At 67.9% G+C, this 16297-nt stretch carries 16 protein-coding genes; 14 read left to right on the forward strand and 2 right to left on the reverse strand.

The window, feature by feature from the left end; all coding sequences use genetic code 11:
• Positions 1-108: 108 nt before the first annotated feature.
• The 6 genes from paaA to LG334_RS13125 all read left to right on the forward strand — a co-directional run bounded on the left by paaA (position 109) and on the right by LG334_RS13125 (position 4316).
• Positions 109-1077, forward strand: a complete 969-nt coding sequence (gene paaA, locus LG334_RS13100; protein WP_404378710.1) for a 1,2-phenylacetyl-CoA epoxidase subunit PaaA — start codon at positions 109-111, stop codon at positions 1075-1077.
• Between the two features lie 54 nt (positions 1078-1131).
• On the forward strand, positions 1132-1419 hold the full coding sequence (paaB, locus tag LG334_RS13105) for a 1,2-phenylacetyl-CoA epoxidase subunit PaaB (RefSeq protein WP_009540151.1): 288 nt from the start codon (positions 1132-1134) through the stop codon (positions 1417-1419).
• A gap of 15 nt (positions 1420-1434) precedes the next feature.
• A complete protein-coding gene (gene paaC / locus LG334_RS13110; RefSeq protein ID WP_404378712.1) occupies positions 1435-2280 on the forward strand; it encodes a 1,2-phenylacetyl-CoA epoxidase subunit PaaC in 846 nt (281 codons plus the stop codon).
• A 5-nt stretch (positions 2281-2285) separates the two neighbouring features.
• Positions 2286-2783 (forward strand): 1,2-phenylacetyl-CoA epoxidase subunit PaaD, encoded by a 498-nt coding sequence (gene paaD, locus LG334_RS13115; protein WP_404378714.1) that lies wholly within the window; start codon positions 2286-2288, stop codon positions 2781-2783.
• Positions 2784-2795: 12 nt separating this feature from the next.
• The gene (paaE, locus tag LG334_RS13120) at positions 2796-3860 is read left to right on the forward strand and encodes a 1,2-phenylacetyl-CoA epoxidase subunit PaaE (protein ID WP_404378716.1); all 1065 of its coding nucleotides are present in this window, start codon (positions 2796-2798) and stop codon (positions 3858-3860) included.
• A gap of 114 nt (positions 3861-3974) precedes the next feature.
• Positions 3975-4316 (forward strand): hypothetical protein, encoded by a 342-nt coding sequence (locus tag LG334_RS13125; RefSeq protein WP_404378717.1) that lies wholly within the window; start codon positions 3975-3977, stop codon positions 4314-4316.
• 423 nt (positions 4317-4739) lie between these two features.
• Here the strand turns inward: LG334_RS13125 and paaN are convergent, their stop codons facing one another.
• Complete coding sequence (paaN, locus tag LG334_RS13130; protein ID WP_404378718.1) at positions 4740-6419, reverse strand: phenylacetic acid degradation protein PaaN; 1680 nt, start codon at positions 6417-6419, stop codon at positions 4740-4742.
• A 109-nt stretch (positions 6420-6528) separates the two neighbouring features.
• Entirely contained in the window at positions 6529-6984 is a 456-nt protein-coding gene (locus tag LG334_RS13135) for a flavodoxin domain-containing protein (RefSeq protein WP_404378720.1), read from the reverse strand.
• A 181-nt stretch (positions 6985-7165) separates the two neighbouring features.
• Between LG334_RS13135 and LG334_RS13140 the strand changes: the two genes are divergently transcribed.
• The 8 genes from LG334_RS13140 to LG334_RS13175 all read left to right on the forward strand — a co-directional run bounded on the left by LG334_RS13140 (position 7166) and on the right by LG334_RS13175 (position 16273).
• The gene (locus LG334_RS13140) at positions 7166-7948 is read left to right on the forward strand and encodes a Phenylacetic acid catabolic protein (RefSeq protein WP_404378721.1); all 783 of its coding nucleotides are present in this window, start codon (positions 7166-7168) and stop codon (positions 7946-7948) included.
• Positions 7949-8144: 196 nt separating this feature from the next.
• Entirely contained in the window at positions 8145-8969 is an 825-nt protein-coding gene (locus LG334_RS13145) for an enoyl-CoA hydratase-related protein (protein WP_404378722.1), read from the forward strand.
• Between the two features lie 28 nt (positions 8970-8997).
• Positions 8998-9789: a 2-(1,2-epoxy-1,2-dihydrophenyl)acetyl-CoA isomerase PaaG gene (paaG, locus tag LG334_RS13150; RefSeq protein ID WP_404378723.1), complete on the forward strand. Its 792-nt coding sequence runs from the start codon at positions 8998-9000 to the stop codon at positions 9787-9789.
• An 8-nt stretch (positions 9790-9797) separates the two neighbouring features.
• Positions 9798-11327 (forward strand): 3-hydroxyacyl-CoA dehydrogenase PaaH, encoded by a 1530-nt coding sequence (paaH, locus tag LG334_RS13155; protein ID WP_404378724.1) that lies wholly within the window; start codon positions 9798-9800, stop codon positions 11325-11327.
• On the forward strand, positions 11320-11796 hold the full coding sequence (paaI, locus tag LG334_RS13160; RefSeq protein ID WP_404378726.1) for a hydroxyphenylacetyl-CoA thioesterase PaaI: 477 nt from the start codon (positions 11320-11322) through the stop codon (positions 11794-11796). Before paaH ends, paaI begins: the two co-directional genes overlap by 8 nt.
• Positions 11793-13004 carry a 3-oxoadipyl-CoA thiolase gene (gene pcaF, locus LG334_RS13165; RefSeq protein WP_404378728.1) on the forward strand — a complete coding sequence of 404 codons (1212 nt, stop codon included), beginning with the start codon at positions 11793-11795 and terminating at the stop codon, positions 13002-13004. Before paaI ends, pcaF begins: the two co-directional genes overlap by 4 nt.
• Positions 13005-13127: 123 nt before the next feature.
• Positions 13128-14468, forward strand: a complete 1341-nt coding sequence (gene paaK / locus LG334_RS13170) for a phenylacetate--CoA ligase PaaK (protein WP_404378730.1) — start codon at positions 13128-13130, stop codon at positions 14466-14468.
• A 173-nt stretch (positions 14469-14641) separates the two neighbouring features.
• Positions 14642-16273 carry an FAD-dependent oxidoreductase gene (locus tag LG334_RS13175; RefSeq protein ID WP_404378731.1) on the forward strand — a complete coding sequence of 544 codons (1632 nt, stop codon included), beginning with the start codon at positions 14642-14644 and terminating at the stop codon, positions 16271-16273.
• The last annotated feature ends 24 nt before the right edge of the window (positions 16274-16297 follow it).

The raw sequence follows: 16297 nt of genomic DNA on the forward strand, positions 1-16297 counted from the left end.
TAAAAGCGTTACACTTTTCTTGGCATCATCCGGATTTCTGTACTATATTCCCGACCATGGAAAACAGGCGGCCCGAACGGCCGCGTCCCTGTGGGAGGACACGCTGCGATGAAGGATGCCCTGACCGCCACCGACCCGCGCGAAACCGCGTTCGAGGAACACGTCCGCGCCGACGGCCAGGTCGAGCCCAAGGACTGGATGCCCGAGGCCTACCGCAAGACGCTGGTGCGCCAGATCAGCCAGCACGCGCATTCGGAAATCATCGGCATGCAGCCGGAGGGCAACTGGATCACGCGCGCACCCAGCCTGCGCCGCAAGGTCGCCCTGATCGCCAAGGTGCAGGACGAGGCGGGGCACGGTCTCTACCTCTACAGCGCCGCCGAGACGCTCGGCGCCTCGCGCGACGACATGGTCGACGCGCTGCTGGAGGGGAAGGCCAAGTATTCCAGCATCTTCAACTATCCGACGCCGACCTGGGCCGACATCGGCGCCATCGGCTGGCTGGTGGACGGGGCCGCGATCACCAACCAGGTGCCGCTGTGCCGCACGTCCTACGGCCCCTATGCGCGCGCCATGGTGCGCGTGTGCAAGGAGGAAAGCTTCCACCAGCGCCAGGGCTACGAGATCATGCTTCAGCTCGCGCGCGGCACGGACGCCCAGAAGAAGATGGCGCAGGAAGCGCTGAACCGCTGGTGGTGGCCGTGCCTGATGATGTTCGGCCCGCCCGACCACGACAGCCCCAACTCCGCGCGCTCCATGGCCTGGAAGATCAAGCGCCATTCCAACGACGAGTTGCGCCAGCGCTTCGTCGACCAGACCGTCCCGCAGGCGGAGTTCCTGGGCCTGACCATCCCCGACCCGGACCTGAAATGGAACGAGGAGCGCGGGCACTACGACTTCGGCACGCCGCCGTGGGACGAGTTCATGGAGGTCGTCAAGGGCAACGGCCCCTGCAACCGCCAGCGCATGAATGCCCGCCGCAAGGCGCACGACGACGGCGCCTGGGTCCGCGAGTCCGCCCTCGCCCATGCCGAGAAGCGTCGGGCGCGCGCCGAGGCGGCATCGCAGGCGGCCTGACGGGCGGTCCTCTGACAGCAGCACAACGAAAAGAAACAGGGAACGGACAGGATCATGAGCAAGCAGCATTGGCCGCTCTGGGAGGTCTTCGTGCGCGGCAAGAACGGTCTGGCGCACAAGCACGCGGGCAGCATTCGCGCCGCCGACGGCCGCATGGCGCTGGAGAACGCGCGCGACCTCTACACCCGTCGCGGCGAGGGTGCATCGCTGTGGGTGGTGCCGGCCGAGGCCATCATCGCCAGCGCGCCCGAAGACAAGGGCGAGCTGTTCGACCCGGCCGACGACAAGGTCTACCGCCACCCCACCTTCTACGAGATTCCCGACGACGTCGGGCATATGTAAGGAGGGCGCCGGACCATGACTGATCCCCATGCCTCCCCCGCACCGGCTGGCGCCGCCGTCGACCCCGCCGTGGCACTGGGCACCATCGGCACGACCGCACCCGGCGTCGATGCCGCCGACGTGGCCGCCTATGCCCTGCGGCTCGGCGACGACAGCCTGATCCTGGGCCAGCGCCTGTCCGAATGGTGCGCGAAAAGCCCGGAGATGGAGCTGGACATCGCGCTGATGAACCTGTCGCTGGACCTGTTCGGCCGCGCGCGCACGCTGCTGTCGCACGCCGCAGCGCTGGAAGACCGGGGCCGCGACGAGGACAGCATCGCCTTCCTGCGCGACATCGGCGATTTCCGCAACGTGCTGCTGGCCGAACAGCCCAACGGCGACTTCGCGGAGACCATCGTCCGCCAGGTGCTGTTCGACTGCTTCGACCTGCCCTTTCAGGAGGCCCTCGCCGCCTCCGCCGACGAGACGCTGGCCGCCGTCGCCGCCAAGGCCGTGAAGGAAAGCGCCTATCACATGCGCTTTTCCGCCAACTGGCTGATCCGCCTGGGCGACGGGACCGACGAAAGCCACCGCCGCGCCCAGGCCGCCCTGGACGCGCTTGCTCCTTACGCTCATGAGCTGTTCGAGACCGACGCGCTGGAAGACCGCCTGATCGCGGCCGGCGTCGCCGTTGACCGCGCCGCACTGCGCCCGCGGTTCGACGAGCGGCTTGCGGCCATTCTCAAGGACGCCACGCTCACCCTGCCCGGCACCGACTGGCGGCCGACCGGCGGCCGGCGCGGCGAGCATTCCGAGGCGCTGGGCTTCCTGCTGGCGGAAATGCAGTGGATGCAGCGCGCCTATCCCGACAGCCAGTGGTGACCGCCATGCGCGACACCGCCGCCGAACAGCGGGCGTGGGAGGCCCTGGAAGCCGTCTTCGACCCGGAAATCCCGCAGCTTTCCATCGTCGACCTGGGCATCGTCCGGGACGTGGAGGCGGGCGCCGACGGATCGGTGCGGGCGGACCTGTCGCCCACCTACTCCGGCTGCCCGGCGGTTTCGGTGATCGAGCTGGACGCCGAGGTTGCGCTCCGCGCCGCCGGCTTCCAGGCGGTGACCATCAAGCGCGTGCTCTCGCCCGCCTGGACCACCGACTGGATCACCGATCGGGGCCGGGAAAAGCTGCTTGAGGCCGGCATCGCGCCGCCGGCCGGGGAAGCCTCCAAGATGGCGCTGCTGGACCCGGAATTCACCACCGTCACCTGCCCGCACTGCGGGTCGGAGAACACGGAACAGGTGTCCGAGTTCGGCTCCACGGCCTGCAAGGCGCTCCACCGCTGCCGCGACTGCCTTGAGCCCTTCGACTACTTCAAGTGCATCTGAGGACCATCGACCATGGCCCGCTTCAACACCCTGACCGTCAGCGACATCAAGCGCGAGACCGACGACTGCGTCTCCATCGGCTTCGACGTGCCGGAAGACCTGCGCGACGCCTACGACTTCCGCCAGGGCCAGTACCTGACGCTGAAGACCGTCATCGACGGCGAGGAAGTCCGCCGCAGCTATTCCATCTGCGCCGGCGTGCCCGAAGGCCGCCTGCGGGTGGCGGTGAAGACCGTGCCGGGCGGGGTGTTCTCCACCTACGCCAACTCTCAGCTTCACCCCGGCGACGTGCTGGAGGTCATGCCCCCGGCCGGCCGCTTCACCACGCCGATCGAGCCGGAAAAGGCCAAGAGCTACGTCCTGTTCGCCGCCGGCAGCGGCATCACGCCGGTCATGTCCATCGTCAAGACCGTGCTGGCGCTGGAGCCGGACAGCGACGTGACGCTGTTCTACGGCAACCGGCGCGGCGGCTCCATCATCTTCCGGGAAGACCTGGAGGACCTGAAGAACACATACATGGACCGCCTGCGCGTCTTCCATGTGCTGTCCCGCGACGTGCAGCAGACCGACCTTCTGCGCGGCCGCCTGGACCGTGAAAAGGTGGCCGCCCTGCTGGACGCCTTCGTGGACCTGGACACCACCGACCACGTCTTCGTCTGCGGCCCGGAAGGCATGACGGAAGCGGTGCGTGATGCCCTGAAGGACCGCGCCTTCCCGTCGGAGCACGTCCACTTCGAGCTGTTCGGCGCCCCCGGCCAGGCCAAGGCCGCCGCCAAGCCAGCACCCGAGCCGACCGGCGAGCAGACCACGGTCCGCATCTCCATGGACGGGCTGAACACCGAGTTCGCCATGGACCGCGCCGAAACGGTGCTGGACGCCGGCCGCACCGCCGGGCTGGACCTGCCGTTCGCCTGCAAGGGCGGCGTCTGCGCCACCTGCCGCTGCAAGGTGGTCGACGGCGAGGTGGCGATGGACGTCAATTACGGCCTGGAAGAAGCGGAAGTGGCGGCAGGTTATGTGCTGTCCTGCCAGGCGCGTCCGAAGACGAAAAACCTCACGGTGGACTTCGACGCCTGACATTTGTCAGGGGTCTTGTCCGTGAACTCTAAGGCAATCCTCGCGTTGGAAAGGTTGAAAGAGCCGCCGGCACGGTGGCTTGATCCTTGAAAACTATCCGACGGAGGCCAAGACATGAACCGTTTCGCCGCCATTACCGCCGCCGCGTCCATGACCGCCGCCGCCATGACGGCCGCCCCGGCGCTCGCGCAGGACGACGCGGACATGGCCGAAGCCGACCGCGCCGCCGAAACCATGATGACCGAGGTCTACGTCTACGACACGACGCCCTACAAGACCCCCAGCGAGATCATCGCCAACCTGAGGAACCGCGGCTACACCGACATCGATGATTTCGATGTCGAGTGGGGCTATTACGAGGTCGAGGCGATTCCGCCGGGCGGAGACGACGATGTCGAGCTGGAAATCGACCCCATCACCGGCGCCATCCTGGACATTGAAGACAACTGGTTCTGATCCTCCCGCACGGATCGGAACCCGCGAGCGGCCGGGGCCTTCCTTGAGGCTCCGGCCGTTTTGCGTGGATGGCCACGAAGACACGGAGAACACCCAGGCTTTCCGGCTGCGCCGGTATGGTGTGCGAGGGAGCCTCGGGCTCCCTCGCGCTCCCTCGATTACTTAATCATCATCCCCGACCGACTGGGCCAAGACGGCCGGAAGAAGGATGTTTGCGCGCCTTCGCGCGCAGTCCTGGTGTCTTGGTGTCTTGGTGTTTCACCTCAACCGTCAGCCGCCGAAGCCGCAGCCGAGCCATCAGCACATCGGCTTCGTGTTCTTCGTGTCTTCGTGGCCTCGCCGCACCCGCCAGCGGCAGGCACAAGAAGCCCCGCCGACCGAAGCCGGCGGGGCAAGCAGAGGCAGGGGCCTCCTTCTTCGGCGTTATGCGGGCTCGCGCACGCCGACGAAGCGGAAGCGATTGGCGACAAAGGCCAGGTCAACAAGCGCCGCGTTGGCGGCGGGGTTGCCGCCGGTGGCGTGGAAGTCGCTGAAGGCCGCCGTCTGGTTCACGAACACGCCGCCCGTCAGGTTGACCGACAGCGCCACCTGGGCGTCCAGGCAGGCTTCCTCCGCCTGCTCGATCACGTCGCGGCTGGTGGAATACAGGCCCGCGGTGATGGCGCCGTGCTCCTGCACCGTGCGCTTGGCGGTCTCGATGCAGTCCGTGCCATCGTCGCAGGGGATGACGAAGGACACGGGGCCGAAGCACTCCTTGCAATAATCGGCCGCGCGATCCTTCTCCAGCACCAGCATGGCCGGCGTGTGGACGCGCGCGCCCTTCAGGTACGGATGGTCGATGGGGCGGCTTTCCAGGATGACCCGGCCCATCTTTTCGGCCTCCTTGATGCGCTCGGCCGTGGCGGGGTTCTGGATGGCGCCCAGCACTTCGACCGCGCGGGCGTCGTCGGACAGGAACTTCTCTACGCCCTTCGCCAGTGCCTCGGCCACCTCGTCGAAGCTCTTGTGGCCCTGGTCGGTCTCGATGCCGCCCTTGGGCACGAAGATGTTCTGTGTGGTGGTGCACATCTGGCCCGTGTAGAGGGACAGGGTGAAGGACATGTTGCGGATCATGCCCTTGAAGTCGTCTGTCGATTCAATGACGACGAAGTTCACGCCCGCCTTTTCCGTATACACCTGCGCCTGCCGGCAGTTGTCTTCCAGCCAGGTGCCGAAGGCGGTGGAGCCGGTGAAGTCGATCACCTTCACCTCGGGGCGGGTGCAAAGCTCCTTGGCGATGGGGGCGTCGTGGTCGTCGGCCGCCAGCGTCACCAGGTTGGGGTCGAAGCCCGCCTCCGCCAGCACCTCGCGCGCGATCTTGACCGTGGTCGCCAGCGGCAGCACCGCGCCCGGATGCGGCTTCACCACCACCGGGTTGCCGGTCACGAGGCTGGCGAACAGGCCGGGATAGCCGTTCCAGGTGGGGAAGGTGGAGCAGCCGATCATCACCGCGACGCCGCGCGGGGCGATGCGCCAGTGCTTTTTCATAACCAGGGGCGGGTTCTTGCCCTGGGGCTTTTCCCAGATCACCTCGCCTTCCGGCACCTGGGTCATGGCCATGTAGCCGTAGGTGACGGCCTCCAGCCCGCGGTCCTGGGCGTGCGGGCCGCCGGCCTGGAAGGCCATCATGAAGGCCTGGCCGGTGGTGTGCATCACCGCGAAGATCATTTCCGGCGTTCGCGCATTGAGGCGCTCCAGGATTTCGGCGCACACGCTGGCACGGACTTCCGGCGCGGCGCGGCGCCAGTCCGGCATGGCGGCCTGGGCGGCCTTCAGCACCTCGTTGATGTCGGGCTTCGGATAGGTGATGCCCATTTCGATGCCGAAGGGGCTTTCCTCGGCGCCGACGGTGCCGGAGGCGCCGGGCACGTCGATCTCGAAGGGCTTGCCCAGGTGCGCCTTGAAGGCTTCCATGCCCTCGTCCTTGGCGTTCTCGCCGTAGGGCTTCAGGTGCTCGGGGTAGAGCGACCAGTAGCCGCGCGTCTTGGCGGCCTGGACCGCCTTTTCAAGCGTCGGCTTGTGCTTGGACACAAGCTCCATCGCGCGGGTGCTGATGACGTTCATCGGGGTCTCCGTTTCCTTGGACGGTGCGCCACCGGCCCTGCATGAACCTTCCGGCGGCGACGTTGTTCCCTGTTGTCTTTGTTTGTTGAGCGGCGCGGGGGACGGGCGGTCAGCCCAGCTGCGCCAGCCATTCCTCGCCCCATGCCAGCGCGTCCTCGTCGGGCAGCGGCTGGGTGCAGGCGTCGATCTCCAGGCGTTCCCCGACCTTGTGGGCGCCCAGTTGGCCGAGCAGCGCATCCATGATCTTGCCGGCCTTGCAGAAGGTGTCGGAATACGTCTGGTCGCCCAGCGCGATCACACCGTACTTCAGGCCCGAGAGGTCCGGCTTTTCGTCGGCCAGCGCGTCGTGAACGGGAATGATGTTGTCGGGCAGTTCACCCAGGCCGTGGGTGGAGGTCACCACCAGCAGCACGTCGCGCGCAGGCAGGTCCAGTCCGTCGAGCGTGGCGTCGTCCATGGCCATGTCCACATCGTGGCCCTTGGCGCTGAACTCGTCCATGAGGGTCTCGCCCACCATCTGCGCGTTGCCCGATTCGGTGCCGACGAGAATCAGGATGCTGCTCATGGATGTCCGTCCCCGTTCCTGCGTTCTTGCTGCCTGTTTACCCGGCCTCCCGGAGCGCTGCGGTTTCCGTTAACGGAACCCACTCGCCCCCGTCGGAATTTTGTGATACCAAATCGCAGGCTAAGTGTCTATTTTTGTATCACGCGCAGAACACAGAACACGCAAGGGAGGGCGCAGATCCATGGCACGAGCGGATTCCGAAGTCATCGAGCACGTCGCGGGCGGCGGGACGCTAGGGCCCGACGACACGCTGTCGCCGGGCTACAAAGGCGAACTGATGCGGCTGATGGCGGTGTTCGTCGACAGCGAGCTGGCGGGCGCGGCGGGCTTCGTGCCGTTCATCAACAGCGCGCCGGGCCTGAAGCAGCGCAGCATCGCGGCGCGAATCGTCAGCGAGAAGTTCCGCCACGCCGAACAGGGCCTGAGCCTGATGGAGCCGTTCGGCATCAACTCCGAGCTTTACGTGCGCAGCCACTGCTGGTGGTCCCGCCTGGACCGCTCTCTGGATCTGGGCGCGCGGCGCGTGGGATCGGACAAGCGGCTGAACGTGTTTCACTACCCGCTGGAGGGGTGGACGGACGCCGTCGTCCTGAACCTGCTCATGGGCACCGCCTCGGCCGTTCAGATCGATGAGTTGTCCCGCTCCTCCTACCGCCCCATGGCCGAGGTGATGGGCGCCATCGCGGCCCGTGAAAAGACCCACGCGGAATGGGGCCAGGAAGGCCTGCGGCAGGAGATCGACCGCCTGCGCGATCACGCCACGCCGCAGGTCAACGTCGACTACTGGTTCCCGCGCGTCGCCGCCACCTTCGGCCGCCACGGCGTGACGGACCAGAGTCAGCAATACCTGAAATACGGCCTGCGCCAGGCCACCAGCGGCGAGCTTCTGAACCGCTGGCTGGCCGATATCGGACCGCGCCTCAAGGGTCTGGGCCTGACGCAGCCGCCCGTGCCGACGGCCTGAGCGCGGGCACCTACCCCTTTCGGCACCGGCATTGCGGGCTCAAAAAGGTTTACATTTTCCGACGCCGGTGACAGGATTTTGTATCATTAAAAATTGCAGCCCGCCGGGGCGCTGGTGCATTCGCCACCAACACCTCACACGACGGGCCTCCGCACCCTGGATGAACCGGGGGCGGACAGGGAGGACACGAGACACGATGACCACGGCCGAGATCACTCGGGCGGGGCGGCCGGAGGCCGGGGCGGAAACGCCGGCCGACATCCGCATCGACATGGTGCGTCCGGGCGTCCTGCGTCTGACCATCGACCGACCCAAGGCCCGCAACGCCCTGCGGACCCAGACCCTGCGCGAGATCGCCGAGGCGCTGGAGGGTGCCGCGCGGGATGCCGACGTGCGCTGTGTCGTGCTGACTGGCGGCCCCAGGGTATTCGCCGCCGGGGCAGATATCGGCGAGCTTGCGGCCCATGACGCGACGTCGATCCTGGACGATGCCCGCCCCGGCCACTGGAAGGCCATCCGCGCCTTCCCCAAGCCCATCGTGGCGGCCATCAACGGCTACTGCCTGGGCGGCGGCAATGAACTCGCCATGCACGCCGACATCCTCATCGCCGGCACCACCGCCGTCTTCGGCCAGCCGGAGGTCAACCTGGGCATCATTCCCGGCGCGGGCGGCACCCAGCGCCTGACCCACGCGGTCGGCAAGTCCAACGCCATGCTCATGGCACTGACGGGCGCCTTCATCGACGCACGGACCGCCCTCGCCCAGGGGCTGGTGAGCGAGGTGACCCAGGCGGAACTGACGGAAGACCGGGCCATCGCCATCGCCAAGACCATCGCCGCCAAGCCGCCGCTTGCCGCGCGCATGGCGAAGGAGGCGGTTCTGAAGGCGCACGAGGTGGGGCTGGAGCAGGGCCTGCATGCCGAGCGCCGCGCCTTCTGCCAGCTGTTCGCCACCGAGGACAAGCACGAGGGCGTAAGCGCCTTCCTGGAAAAGCGCCGCCCGGCCTTCAAGGGCCGCTGAGACAAGCCACAAAGGACGACGCAGAGGCATGAACACCGAGACGATCCTGTACGAGGTCGCCGACGGCGTGGCCAAGATCACGCTGAACCGCCCGGACAAGCTGAACAGCTTCACCGTCCAGATGCACGGCGAGCTGGCCGAGGCCGTCAAGGCCGTCCGCAAGGACGAAAGCGTGCGCTGCCTGCTCATCACCGGCGCCGGGCGCGGCTTCTGCGCCGGCCAGGATCTGGGCGACCGCGCCGTGTCACCGGGCGGGGAAGCGCCGGACCTGGGGGAAAGCCTGGAGAAGCGGTACAACCCGCTCATCCGCTCCATCGCCGACCTGGAGATGCCGGTGGTCTGCGCGGTGAACGGTGTGGCCGCCGGCGCCGGCGCCAATCTGGCCTTCGCCTGCGACATCGTGCTGGCCGCCCGTTCGGCGTCGTTCATCCAGGCCTTCTGTAAGATCGGCCTGGTGCCCGATTCCGGCGGCACGTGGTCCCTGCCCCGCCTCGTCGGCCCGGCCCGCGCCGCCGCACTGATGATGACCGGCGAGAAGGTTCCCGCCGACAAGGCCGCCGACTGGGGCATGATCTGGAAGGCCGTCGACGACGAGACCCTGGCGGAAGAGGCCGAGGCCCTGGCAAAGCACCTCGCCACGCAGCCGACCGCGGGCCTTGCCCTCATCAAGCGCGCGCTCAAGGCCACCTGGACCAACACCCTGGACCAGCAATTGGACCTGGAGCGCGACCTGCAAAGCCTCGCCGGCCGCACGCGCGACTATCAGGAGGGCGTGGACGCCTTCATGAACAAGCGCCAGCCGGCGTTCGTGGGCAAGTGAGGCCGGGCATGACCGACCACACCACCGCCACCGCCCTGCCCGCCTCCGCCGTCGTCGGCGTCATCGGCGCTGGCACCATGGGGGCCGGCATCGCCCAGGTGGCCGCCGCCGCCGGGCACCCCGTCGTGCTGCTTGACGCCGCCCCCGGCGCCGCTGCCAAAGGCAAGGAGGCTGTCGCCAAACAACTCGGCAAGCGGGTCGAAAAGGGCCGCATGACCGAGGCCGACCGCGACGCCCTGCTGGAGCGCATCACCGTCGTGGATGCGCTGGAGGGCCTGTCGGACGCAGCCCTTGTGGTGGAAGCCATCGTGGAGCGCCTGGACGTCAAGCAGGAGGTCTTCGGCACGCTGGAGGACCTGTGCGGCGAAAGCGTCATCCTGGCGTCCAACACCTCCAGCCTGTCGCTGACCGCCATCGGCGCGGGGCTCAAGCGGCCGGAGCGGCTGGTGGGGATGCACTTCTTCAACCCCGCGCCGGTGATGCAACTGGTGGAGGTGATCTCCGGCGTCGCCACCGACCCCGGCGTCGCCGCCACCGTCCACGCCACGGCGGCGGCCTGGGGCAAGAGCCCGGTGCATGCGCGCTCCACTCCCGGCTTCATCGTCAACCGCGTCGCCCGGCCCTTCTATGCCGAGTCCTTAAGGGTGCTGGAGGAACAGGCTGCGGACGTCGCGACCATCGACGCCGTGATGCGCGAGTGCGGCGGCTTCCGCATGGGGCCGTTCCAACTCATGGACCTGATCGGGCATGACGTGAACTACGCCGTCACCTCGTCGGTCTTCGCCGCCTACTACAATGACAAGCGCTTCCTGCCGTCGCTGGTGCAGAAGGACCTGGTGGACGCCGGCTGGCTCGGCCGCAAGACCGGGCGCGGCTTCTACGACTATGCCGAGGGCGCCGAGACGCCCGAGCCCGCCACCGCGGCGCTGGCGTCCACACCGGAAGGTCCGGTGGTCTGCGACGCCGGCGCGCCGCTGCTCGACCGCCTGCGCGCCAACGGCATCGAGGTGGAGGTCGAGGAAGCCGACGATTTCTCCATTACCGTCGACGGCGTGGTCCTGCTGCCCTCGGACGGCGGCACCGCGACGGAAGTGGCAGAGGCCGAGGGGCTGACGGACGTGGTGGTCTACGACCTGGCATTGGATTACATGCAGGCGACCCGCATGGCCGTCGCGGTCGCCGATCAGGCCGTGCCCGGCACGCTGGAAAAGGCCGTGGGCCTGCTTCAGGCCGCCGGCTTCACGGTGTCGGTGATCGACGACGTGCCGGGGCTGATTGTCACCCGCACCGTCGCCATGCTCGCCAACGAGGCCGCCGATGCCGTCTTCCAGGGCGTGGCCGGCGCGGGCGACGTGGACACCGCCATGACCAAGGGCGTGAATTACCCGCGCGGGCCGCTTGCCTGGGCCGAGGACCTGGGCCTGGAGCGCCTCCACGCCACGCTCACCAACCTCTATGAAACCTATCACGAGGACCGCTACCGCCCGTCGCCTCTGCTGCGGCGCAAGGTCCTGGGAGGAACCCGTTTCCATGCCTGAAGGTGATCCGATCATGGACCCCGCCCGCAAGCAGCAGGTGGCCGAGGCCGCCCGCGAGGCCATGTACGCCCGCGACCACGCCGCGAGAGCGCTCGGCATCCAGGTGACCGAGGTCGCGCCCGGCTTCGCCAGGTGCACCATGACGGTGCGCCAGGACATGGTGAACGGGCACGACATCCTGCACGGCGGCCTTTGCTTCACCCTGGCCGACACCTGCTTCGCCTACGCCTGCAACAGCCACAACCGCGTCACAGTCGCCCAGTCCGCGAGCGTCACCTTCTGCGCGCCGGGCAAGCTGGGGGACGTGCTGACGGCCGAGGGCACGGAAACCTGGCAGCAGGGCCGTGGCGGCGTCACCGACGTCACCGTCACCAACCAGGACGGCGTGGTGCTCGCCATGTTCCGGGGCAATTCCCGCACCATCAAGGGCCAGGTCGCCGATCTGCCCGGAGAGGAGGCCGCGCAATGACCCGCGACGCTTTCATTTGCGACGCCATCCGCACCCCTGTCGGCCGCTACGGCGGCGCGCTGGCGGGCGTCCGCGCCGACGATCTGGCGACCGTGCCGCTCAAGGCGCTGATGGAGCGCAACAAGTCCGTCGAGTGGGACCGGGTGGACGACGTGATCCTCGGCTGCGCCAACCAGGCCGGCGAGGACAACCGCAACGTCGCCCGCATGGCCGCCCTTCTGGCCGGCCTGCCAACGGACGTGCCGGGCACCACAGTCAACCGCCTGTGCGGCTCGGGCATGGACGCGACCGGGCTGGCCGCGCGCTCCATCAAGGCCGGCGACGGCGACCTGTGGATCGCCGGGGGGGTGGAAAGCATGTCGCGCGCGCCCTTCGTCATGCCCAAGGCGGAAACGGCCTTCTCCCGCGCCAATGCGGTCTACGACACCACCATCGGCTGGCGCTTCGTCAACAAGCTGATGCAGGAGCAGTTCGGCATCGACAGCATGCCGGAGACGGCCGAGAACGTCGCCGCCGACTTCAAGATCGCCCGCGAGGACCAGGACGCCTTCGCGCTCCGCAGCCAGCAACGCACCGCCGCCGCCATGGAGGCCGGACGACTGGCCGCCGAGATCACGCCGGTGGCCATCCCGCGCCGCAAGGGCGACCCGGTGGCGGTCGACACCGACGAGCACCCGCGCCCGGAAACGACGCTGGAGGCGCTGGCGAAGCTGAAGACGCCGTTCCGCAAGGAAGGCGGCTCGGTGACGGCCGGCAATGCATCCGGCGTCAACGACGGCGCCGCCGCCCTTCTGCTGGCGTCCGATGACGGCGCGAAGCGCCACGGCCTGACCCCGCGCGCCCGCGTGGTCGGCATGGCGACCGCCGGCGTGCCGCCGCGCATCATGGGCATCGGCCCCGCGCCGGCGACCCGCAAGGTGCTCGCCCGGACCGGACTGACGCTCGACCAGATGGATGTCATCGAGTTGAACGAGGCCTTCGCGGCGCAGGCGCTGGCCGTGCTGCGGGATCTCGGCCTGCCCGACGACGCCGAGCATGTGAATCCCAACGGCGGCGCCATCGCGCTGGGCCATCCGCTGGGCATGAGCGGCGCCCGCCTTGTCACCACCGCGCTGAACGAACTGGAACGCCGCCAGGGCCGCTATGCGCTGTGCACCATGTGCATCGGCGTCGGCCAGGGCATCGCCATGGTGATCGAGCGGGTCTGAAGTCCTCACACCCGCCCGGCGCTTAGCCGTGGCATATTGTAAAGAATGAAAGAGCCGGCCCGCAAAGAGGCCGGCCGCCGGGAACAGAGACTGGAACGTCCGAGACAGGAAGGAAACCGGGCCATGAACATGTCCGCGCCCAACGTTGCCATGGACCTGACGAAGCGTCCGCTGGAGCACGAACTGGACCCCATCGAGATCGCCTCGCGCGACGAGATCACGGCCATCCAGACCCGCCGGCTGAAGTGGTCGGTGCGCCATGCCTACGAGAACGTTCCGCACTTCCGCAACAAGTGCGACGAGAAGGGCATCCATCCCCGCGACATCAAGGAACTGTCGGACCTCAGGCACCTGCCCTTCACCACCAAGGACGACCTGCGCGAAACCTATCCCTACGGCATGTTCGCCGTGCCCATGAGCGAGGTGGTCCGCCTCCACGCGTCATCCGGCACCACGGGCCGGCCGACGGTTGTGGGCTACACGCAGCAGGACATCGCCATGTGGTCGCGGGTGATGGCGCGCTCCATCCGCGCCGCCGGCGGCCGTCGCAACATGAAGGTCCATGTCTCCTACGGCTATGGCCTGTTCACCGGCGGCCTGGGCGCGCATTACGGGGCGGAAGCGCTGGGCTGCACCGTCATCCCCATGTCCGGCGGGCAGACGGAAAAGCAGGTGCAGCTCATCCGCGACTTCGAGCCGGACGTCATCATGGTGACGCCGTCCTACATGCTGGTCCTGGCCGACGAGATGGAGCGCCAGGGCATGGACCCGCGCGACAGCAGCCTCAAGATCGGCATCTTCGGCGCCGAGCCCTGGACCAACGACATGCGCACCGAGCTTGAGGGCCGCCTGGGCCTGGACGCCATCGACATCTACGGCCTGTCGGAGGTGATCGGGCCCGGTGTGGGTATCGAGTGCATCGAGACCAAGGACGGCCTGACCCTCTGGGAGGATCACTTCTATCCCGAGATCATCAACCCGCAGACCGGCGAGCCGGTGGCGGACGGCGAGATCGGCGAACTGGTCTTCACCAGCCTCACCAAGGAGGCCATGCCGGTCATCCGCTACCGTACACGCGACCTGACCCGCCTGCTGCCGGGCAGCGCGCGCTCGATGCGGCGGATGGAGAAGATCACCGGGCGGTCCGACGACATGCTCATCATCCGCGGCGTGAACGTGTTTCCGACACAGATCGAGGAACTGATCCTCAAGGACGAACGCCTGTCGCCGCACTATCAGCTCATCGTCGGTCGCCAGGGCCACCTGGACACGCTGAAGGTGCGCGTCGAGATGCGCGCCGGCGTCGACGGCTCGGCCTGCGACACCGCCGCCAAGGAGTTGCAGCACCACATCAAGTCCTTCATCGGCGTCTCTTCGGTCGTTGACGTGGAGCCCCACGGCGCCATCGAGCGCAGCCAGGGCAAGGCCAAGCGCGTCGTCGACCTGCGCAAGGAAGGGGGCTGACGGGGGACGAACCACCCCTTCCCGCCCCGCCGGCCCCTTCCCGCCATCGCCGCCGTCCGGCCCCAGCCTCGGACGGCGGCGATGGACCTTGAACGGGGCTCCCTCGACAGATAGTATCAAATGAAACTGTAACGGATGAAACGAACATCCGCAGGCGAACGGGGAAGCGTCCAATGCTGCAAACCTATCAGTACCCGGAGTTCCAGTACGTCCCGCCCAGGGAGCTTTCGTCGGACACCGTGGCGCGCAGGCCCGCCGTGGTGGTCGGCGCCGGCCCCATCGGCCTGACAGCCGCACTCGACCTTGCCGCGCAGGGCGTGCCGGTGGCGGTTCTGGACGATAACAACACGGTCTCCATCGGCTCCCGCGCGGTGTGCTACGCCAAGCGCGCGCTGGAGGTGTGGGACCGCCTGGGCGTCGCCGCGCCGATGGTGGACAAGGGCATCGGCTGGAAGATCGGCAAGGTCTTTCGCGACGAGGAAATGGTCTACCAGTTCGACCTGCTGCCCGAGGCCGACCACAAGATGCCGGCCTTCATCAACCTCCAGCAGTACTACCTGGAGGAATACCTGGTGGAGCGCTGCAAGGCCTATGGCGACCTGGTGGACCTGCGCTGGAAGAATAAGGTCACGGGCCTGGAGAACACGCCCGACCACGTCGCGCTCACCATAGCCACGCCCGACGGCGACTATCGCCTGGATGCCGACTGGGTCATCGCCTGCGACGGTGCGAAGTCCGACATCCGCGGCATGATCGGTGCCAGCTTCGAGGGGCAGGCCTTCCAGGACCGCTTCCTCATCGCCGACGTGGTGATGAAGGCCGACTTCCCGACGGAGCGCTGGTTCTGGTTCAACCCGCCCTTCCACCGGAACCAGAGCGTGCTGCTGCACAAGCAATGCGACAACGTCTGGCGCATCGACTTCCAACTGGGCTGGGATGCCGACCCGGAGGAAGAGAAGAAGCCGGAAAACGTCATTCCGCGCCTGAAGGCCATGCTGGGCGAGGACACGGAGTTCGAACTGGAGTGGGTGAGCGTCTACCAGTTCGCCTGCCGCCGCATGGAGCACTTCCGCCACGGCCGCCTGCTGTTCGCCGGCGACGCCGCCCACCAGGTCAGCCCCTTCGGCGCGCGCGGGGCGAACACCGGCGTGCAGGACATCGACAACCTGTCGTGGAAGCTGAAACGGGTGATGGACGGCACGGCGCCGGAAAGCCTGCTCGACACCTACGACACCGAGCGGGTCTTCGCCGCCGACGACAACCTGATGAACTCCACCCGATCGACGGACTTCATCACGCCGAAAAGCCCCATCAGCCGCGCTTTCCGCGACGCGACGCTGGATCTGGCCCGCGAGCACCCCTTCGCCCGCGCCCTGGTGAACTCCGGCCGCCTGAGCATGCCGACGCCCTATGGCTCCTCGCCGCTCAACACGCCGGACACGGACGCCTTCAAGGGCAGGATGACGCCGGGCACGCCCGCCGCAGACGCGCCGGTGACGGCCGACGGCCAGTCGGCGTGGCTGCTCAACCGCCTGGGCGGGGATTTCACGGTGCTCTACTTCACGCTGGACGGCGGCGTGCCGGACGAACTGAAGGCCTTCGAGGACGACCCAGCCGGCGTGAAAGTGGTGACGGTCGGCCCCGGTGGGCTCACGGACGTCAAGGGCCTGGCGGCGGAGCGCTACGACGCCACGGCGGGCACCGTCTACCTGATCCGCCCGGACCAGTACGTGGCGGCCCGCTTCCGCACCTTCGACGCGCGCCGCCTGCGGGTGGCGCTGGACACCGCGCTCGGCAAGGGCTGAGGCCCGATTAGAGGGAGGAAATGC

This window comes from Caenispirillum salinarum, from assembly GCF_044803115.1.
Classification (GTDB): domain Bacteria; phylum Pseudomonadota; class Alphaproteobacteria; order Rhodospirillales; family Rhodospirillaceae; genus Caenispirillum; species Caenispirillum salinarum_A.

Excerpts from the sequence above, each read along its gene's own strand:
- paaC (WP_404378712.1), top strand. The coding sequence starts at position 1,435 with ATGACTGATCCCCATGCCTCCCCCGCACCGGCTGGCGCCGCCGTCGAC.
- LG334_RS13175 (WP_404378731.1), top strand. The coding sequence starts at position 14,642 with ATGCTGCAAACCTATCAGTACCCGGAGTTCCAGTACGTCCCGCCCAGG.
- LG334_RS13145 (WP_404378722.1), top strand. The coding sequence starts at position 8,145 with ATGACCACGGCCGAGATCACTCGGGCGGGGCGGCCGGAGGCCGGGGCG.
- paaD (WP_404378714.1), top strand. The coding sequence starts at position 2,286 with ATGCGCGACACCGCCGCCGAACAGCGGGCGTGGGAGGCCCTGGAAGCC.
- LG334_RS13135 (WP_404378720.1), bottom strand. The coding sequence starts at position 6,984 with ATGAGCAGCATCCTGATTCTCGTCGGCACCGAATCGGGCAACGCGCAG.
- LG334_RS13125 (WP_404378717.1), top strand. The coding sequence starts at position 3,975 with ATGAACCGTTTCGCCGCCATTACCGCCGCCGCGTCCATGACCGCCGCC.
- paaI (WP_404378726.1), top strand. The coding sequence starts at position 11,320 with ATGCCTGAAGGTGATCCGATCATGGACCCCGCCCGCAAGCAGCAGGTG.
- paaG (WP_404378723.1), top strand. The coding sequence starts at position 8,998 with ATGAACACCGAGACGATCCTGTACGAGGTCGCCGACGGCGTGGCCAAG.
- paaA (WP_404378710.1), top strand. The coding sequence starts at position 109 with ATGAAGGATGCCCTGACCGCCACCGACCCGCGCGAAACCGCGTTCGAG.
- paaN (WP_404378718.1), bottom strand. The coding sequence starts at position 6,419 with ATGAACGTCATCAGCACCCGCGCGATGGAGCTTGTGTCCAAGCACAAG.
- paaE (WP_404378716.1), top strand. The coding sequence starts at position 2,796 with ATGGCCCGCTTCAACACCCTGACCGTCAGCGACATCAAGCGCGAGACC.
- paaB (WP_009540151.1), top strand. The coding sequence starts at position 1,132 with ATGAGCAAGCAGCATTGGCCGCTCTGGGAGGTCTTCGTGCGCGGCAAG.
- paaH (WP_404378724.1), top strand. The coding sequence starts at position 9,798 with ATGACCGACCACACCACCGCCACCGCCCTGCCCGCCTCCGCCGTCGTC.
- pcaF (WP_404378728.1), top strand. The coding sequence starts at position 11,793 with ATGACCCGCGACGCTTTCATTTGCGACGCCATCCGCACCCCTGTCGGC.
- paaK (WP_404378730.1), top strand. The coding sequence starts at position 13,128 with ATGAACATGTCCGCGCCCAACGTTGCCATGGACCTGACGAAGCGTCCG.
- LG334_RS13140 (WP_404378721.1), top strand. The coding sequence starts at position 7,166 with ATGGCACGAGCGGATTCCGAAGTCATCGAGCACGTCGCGGGCGGCGGG.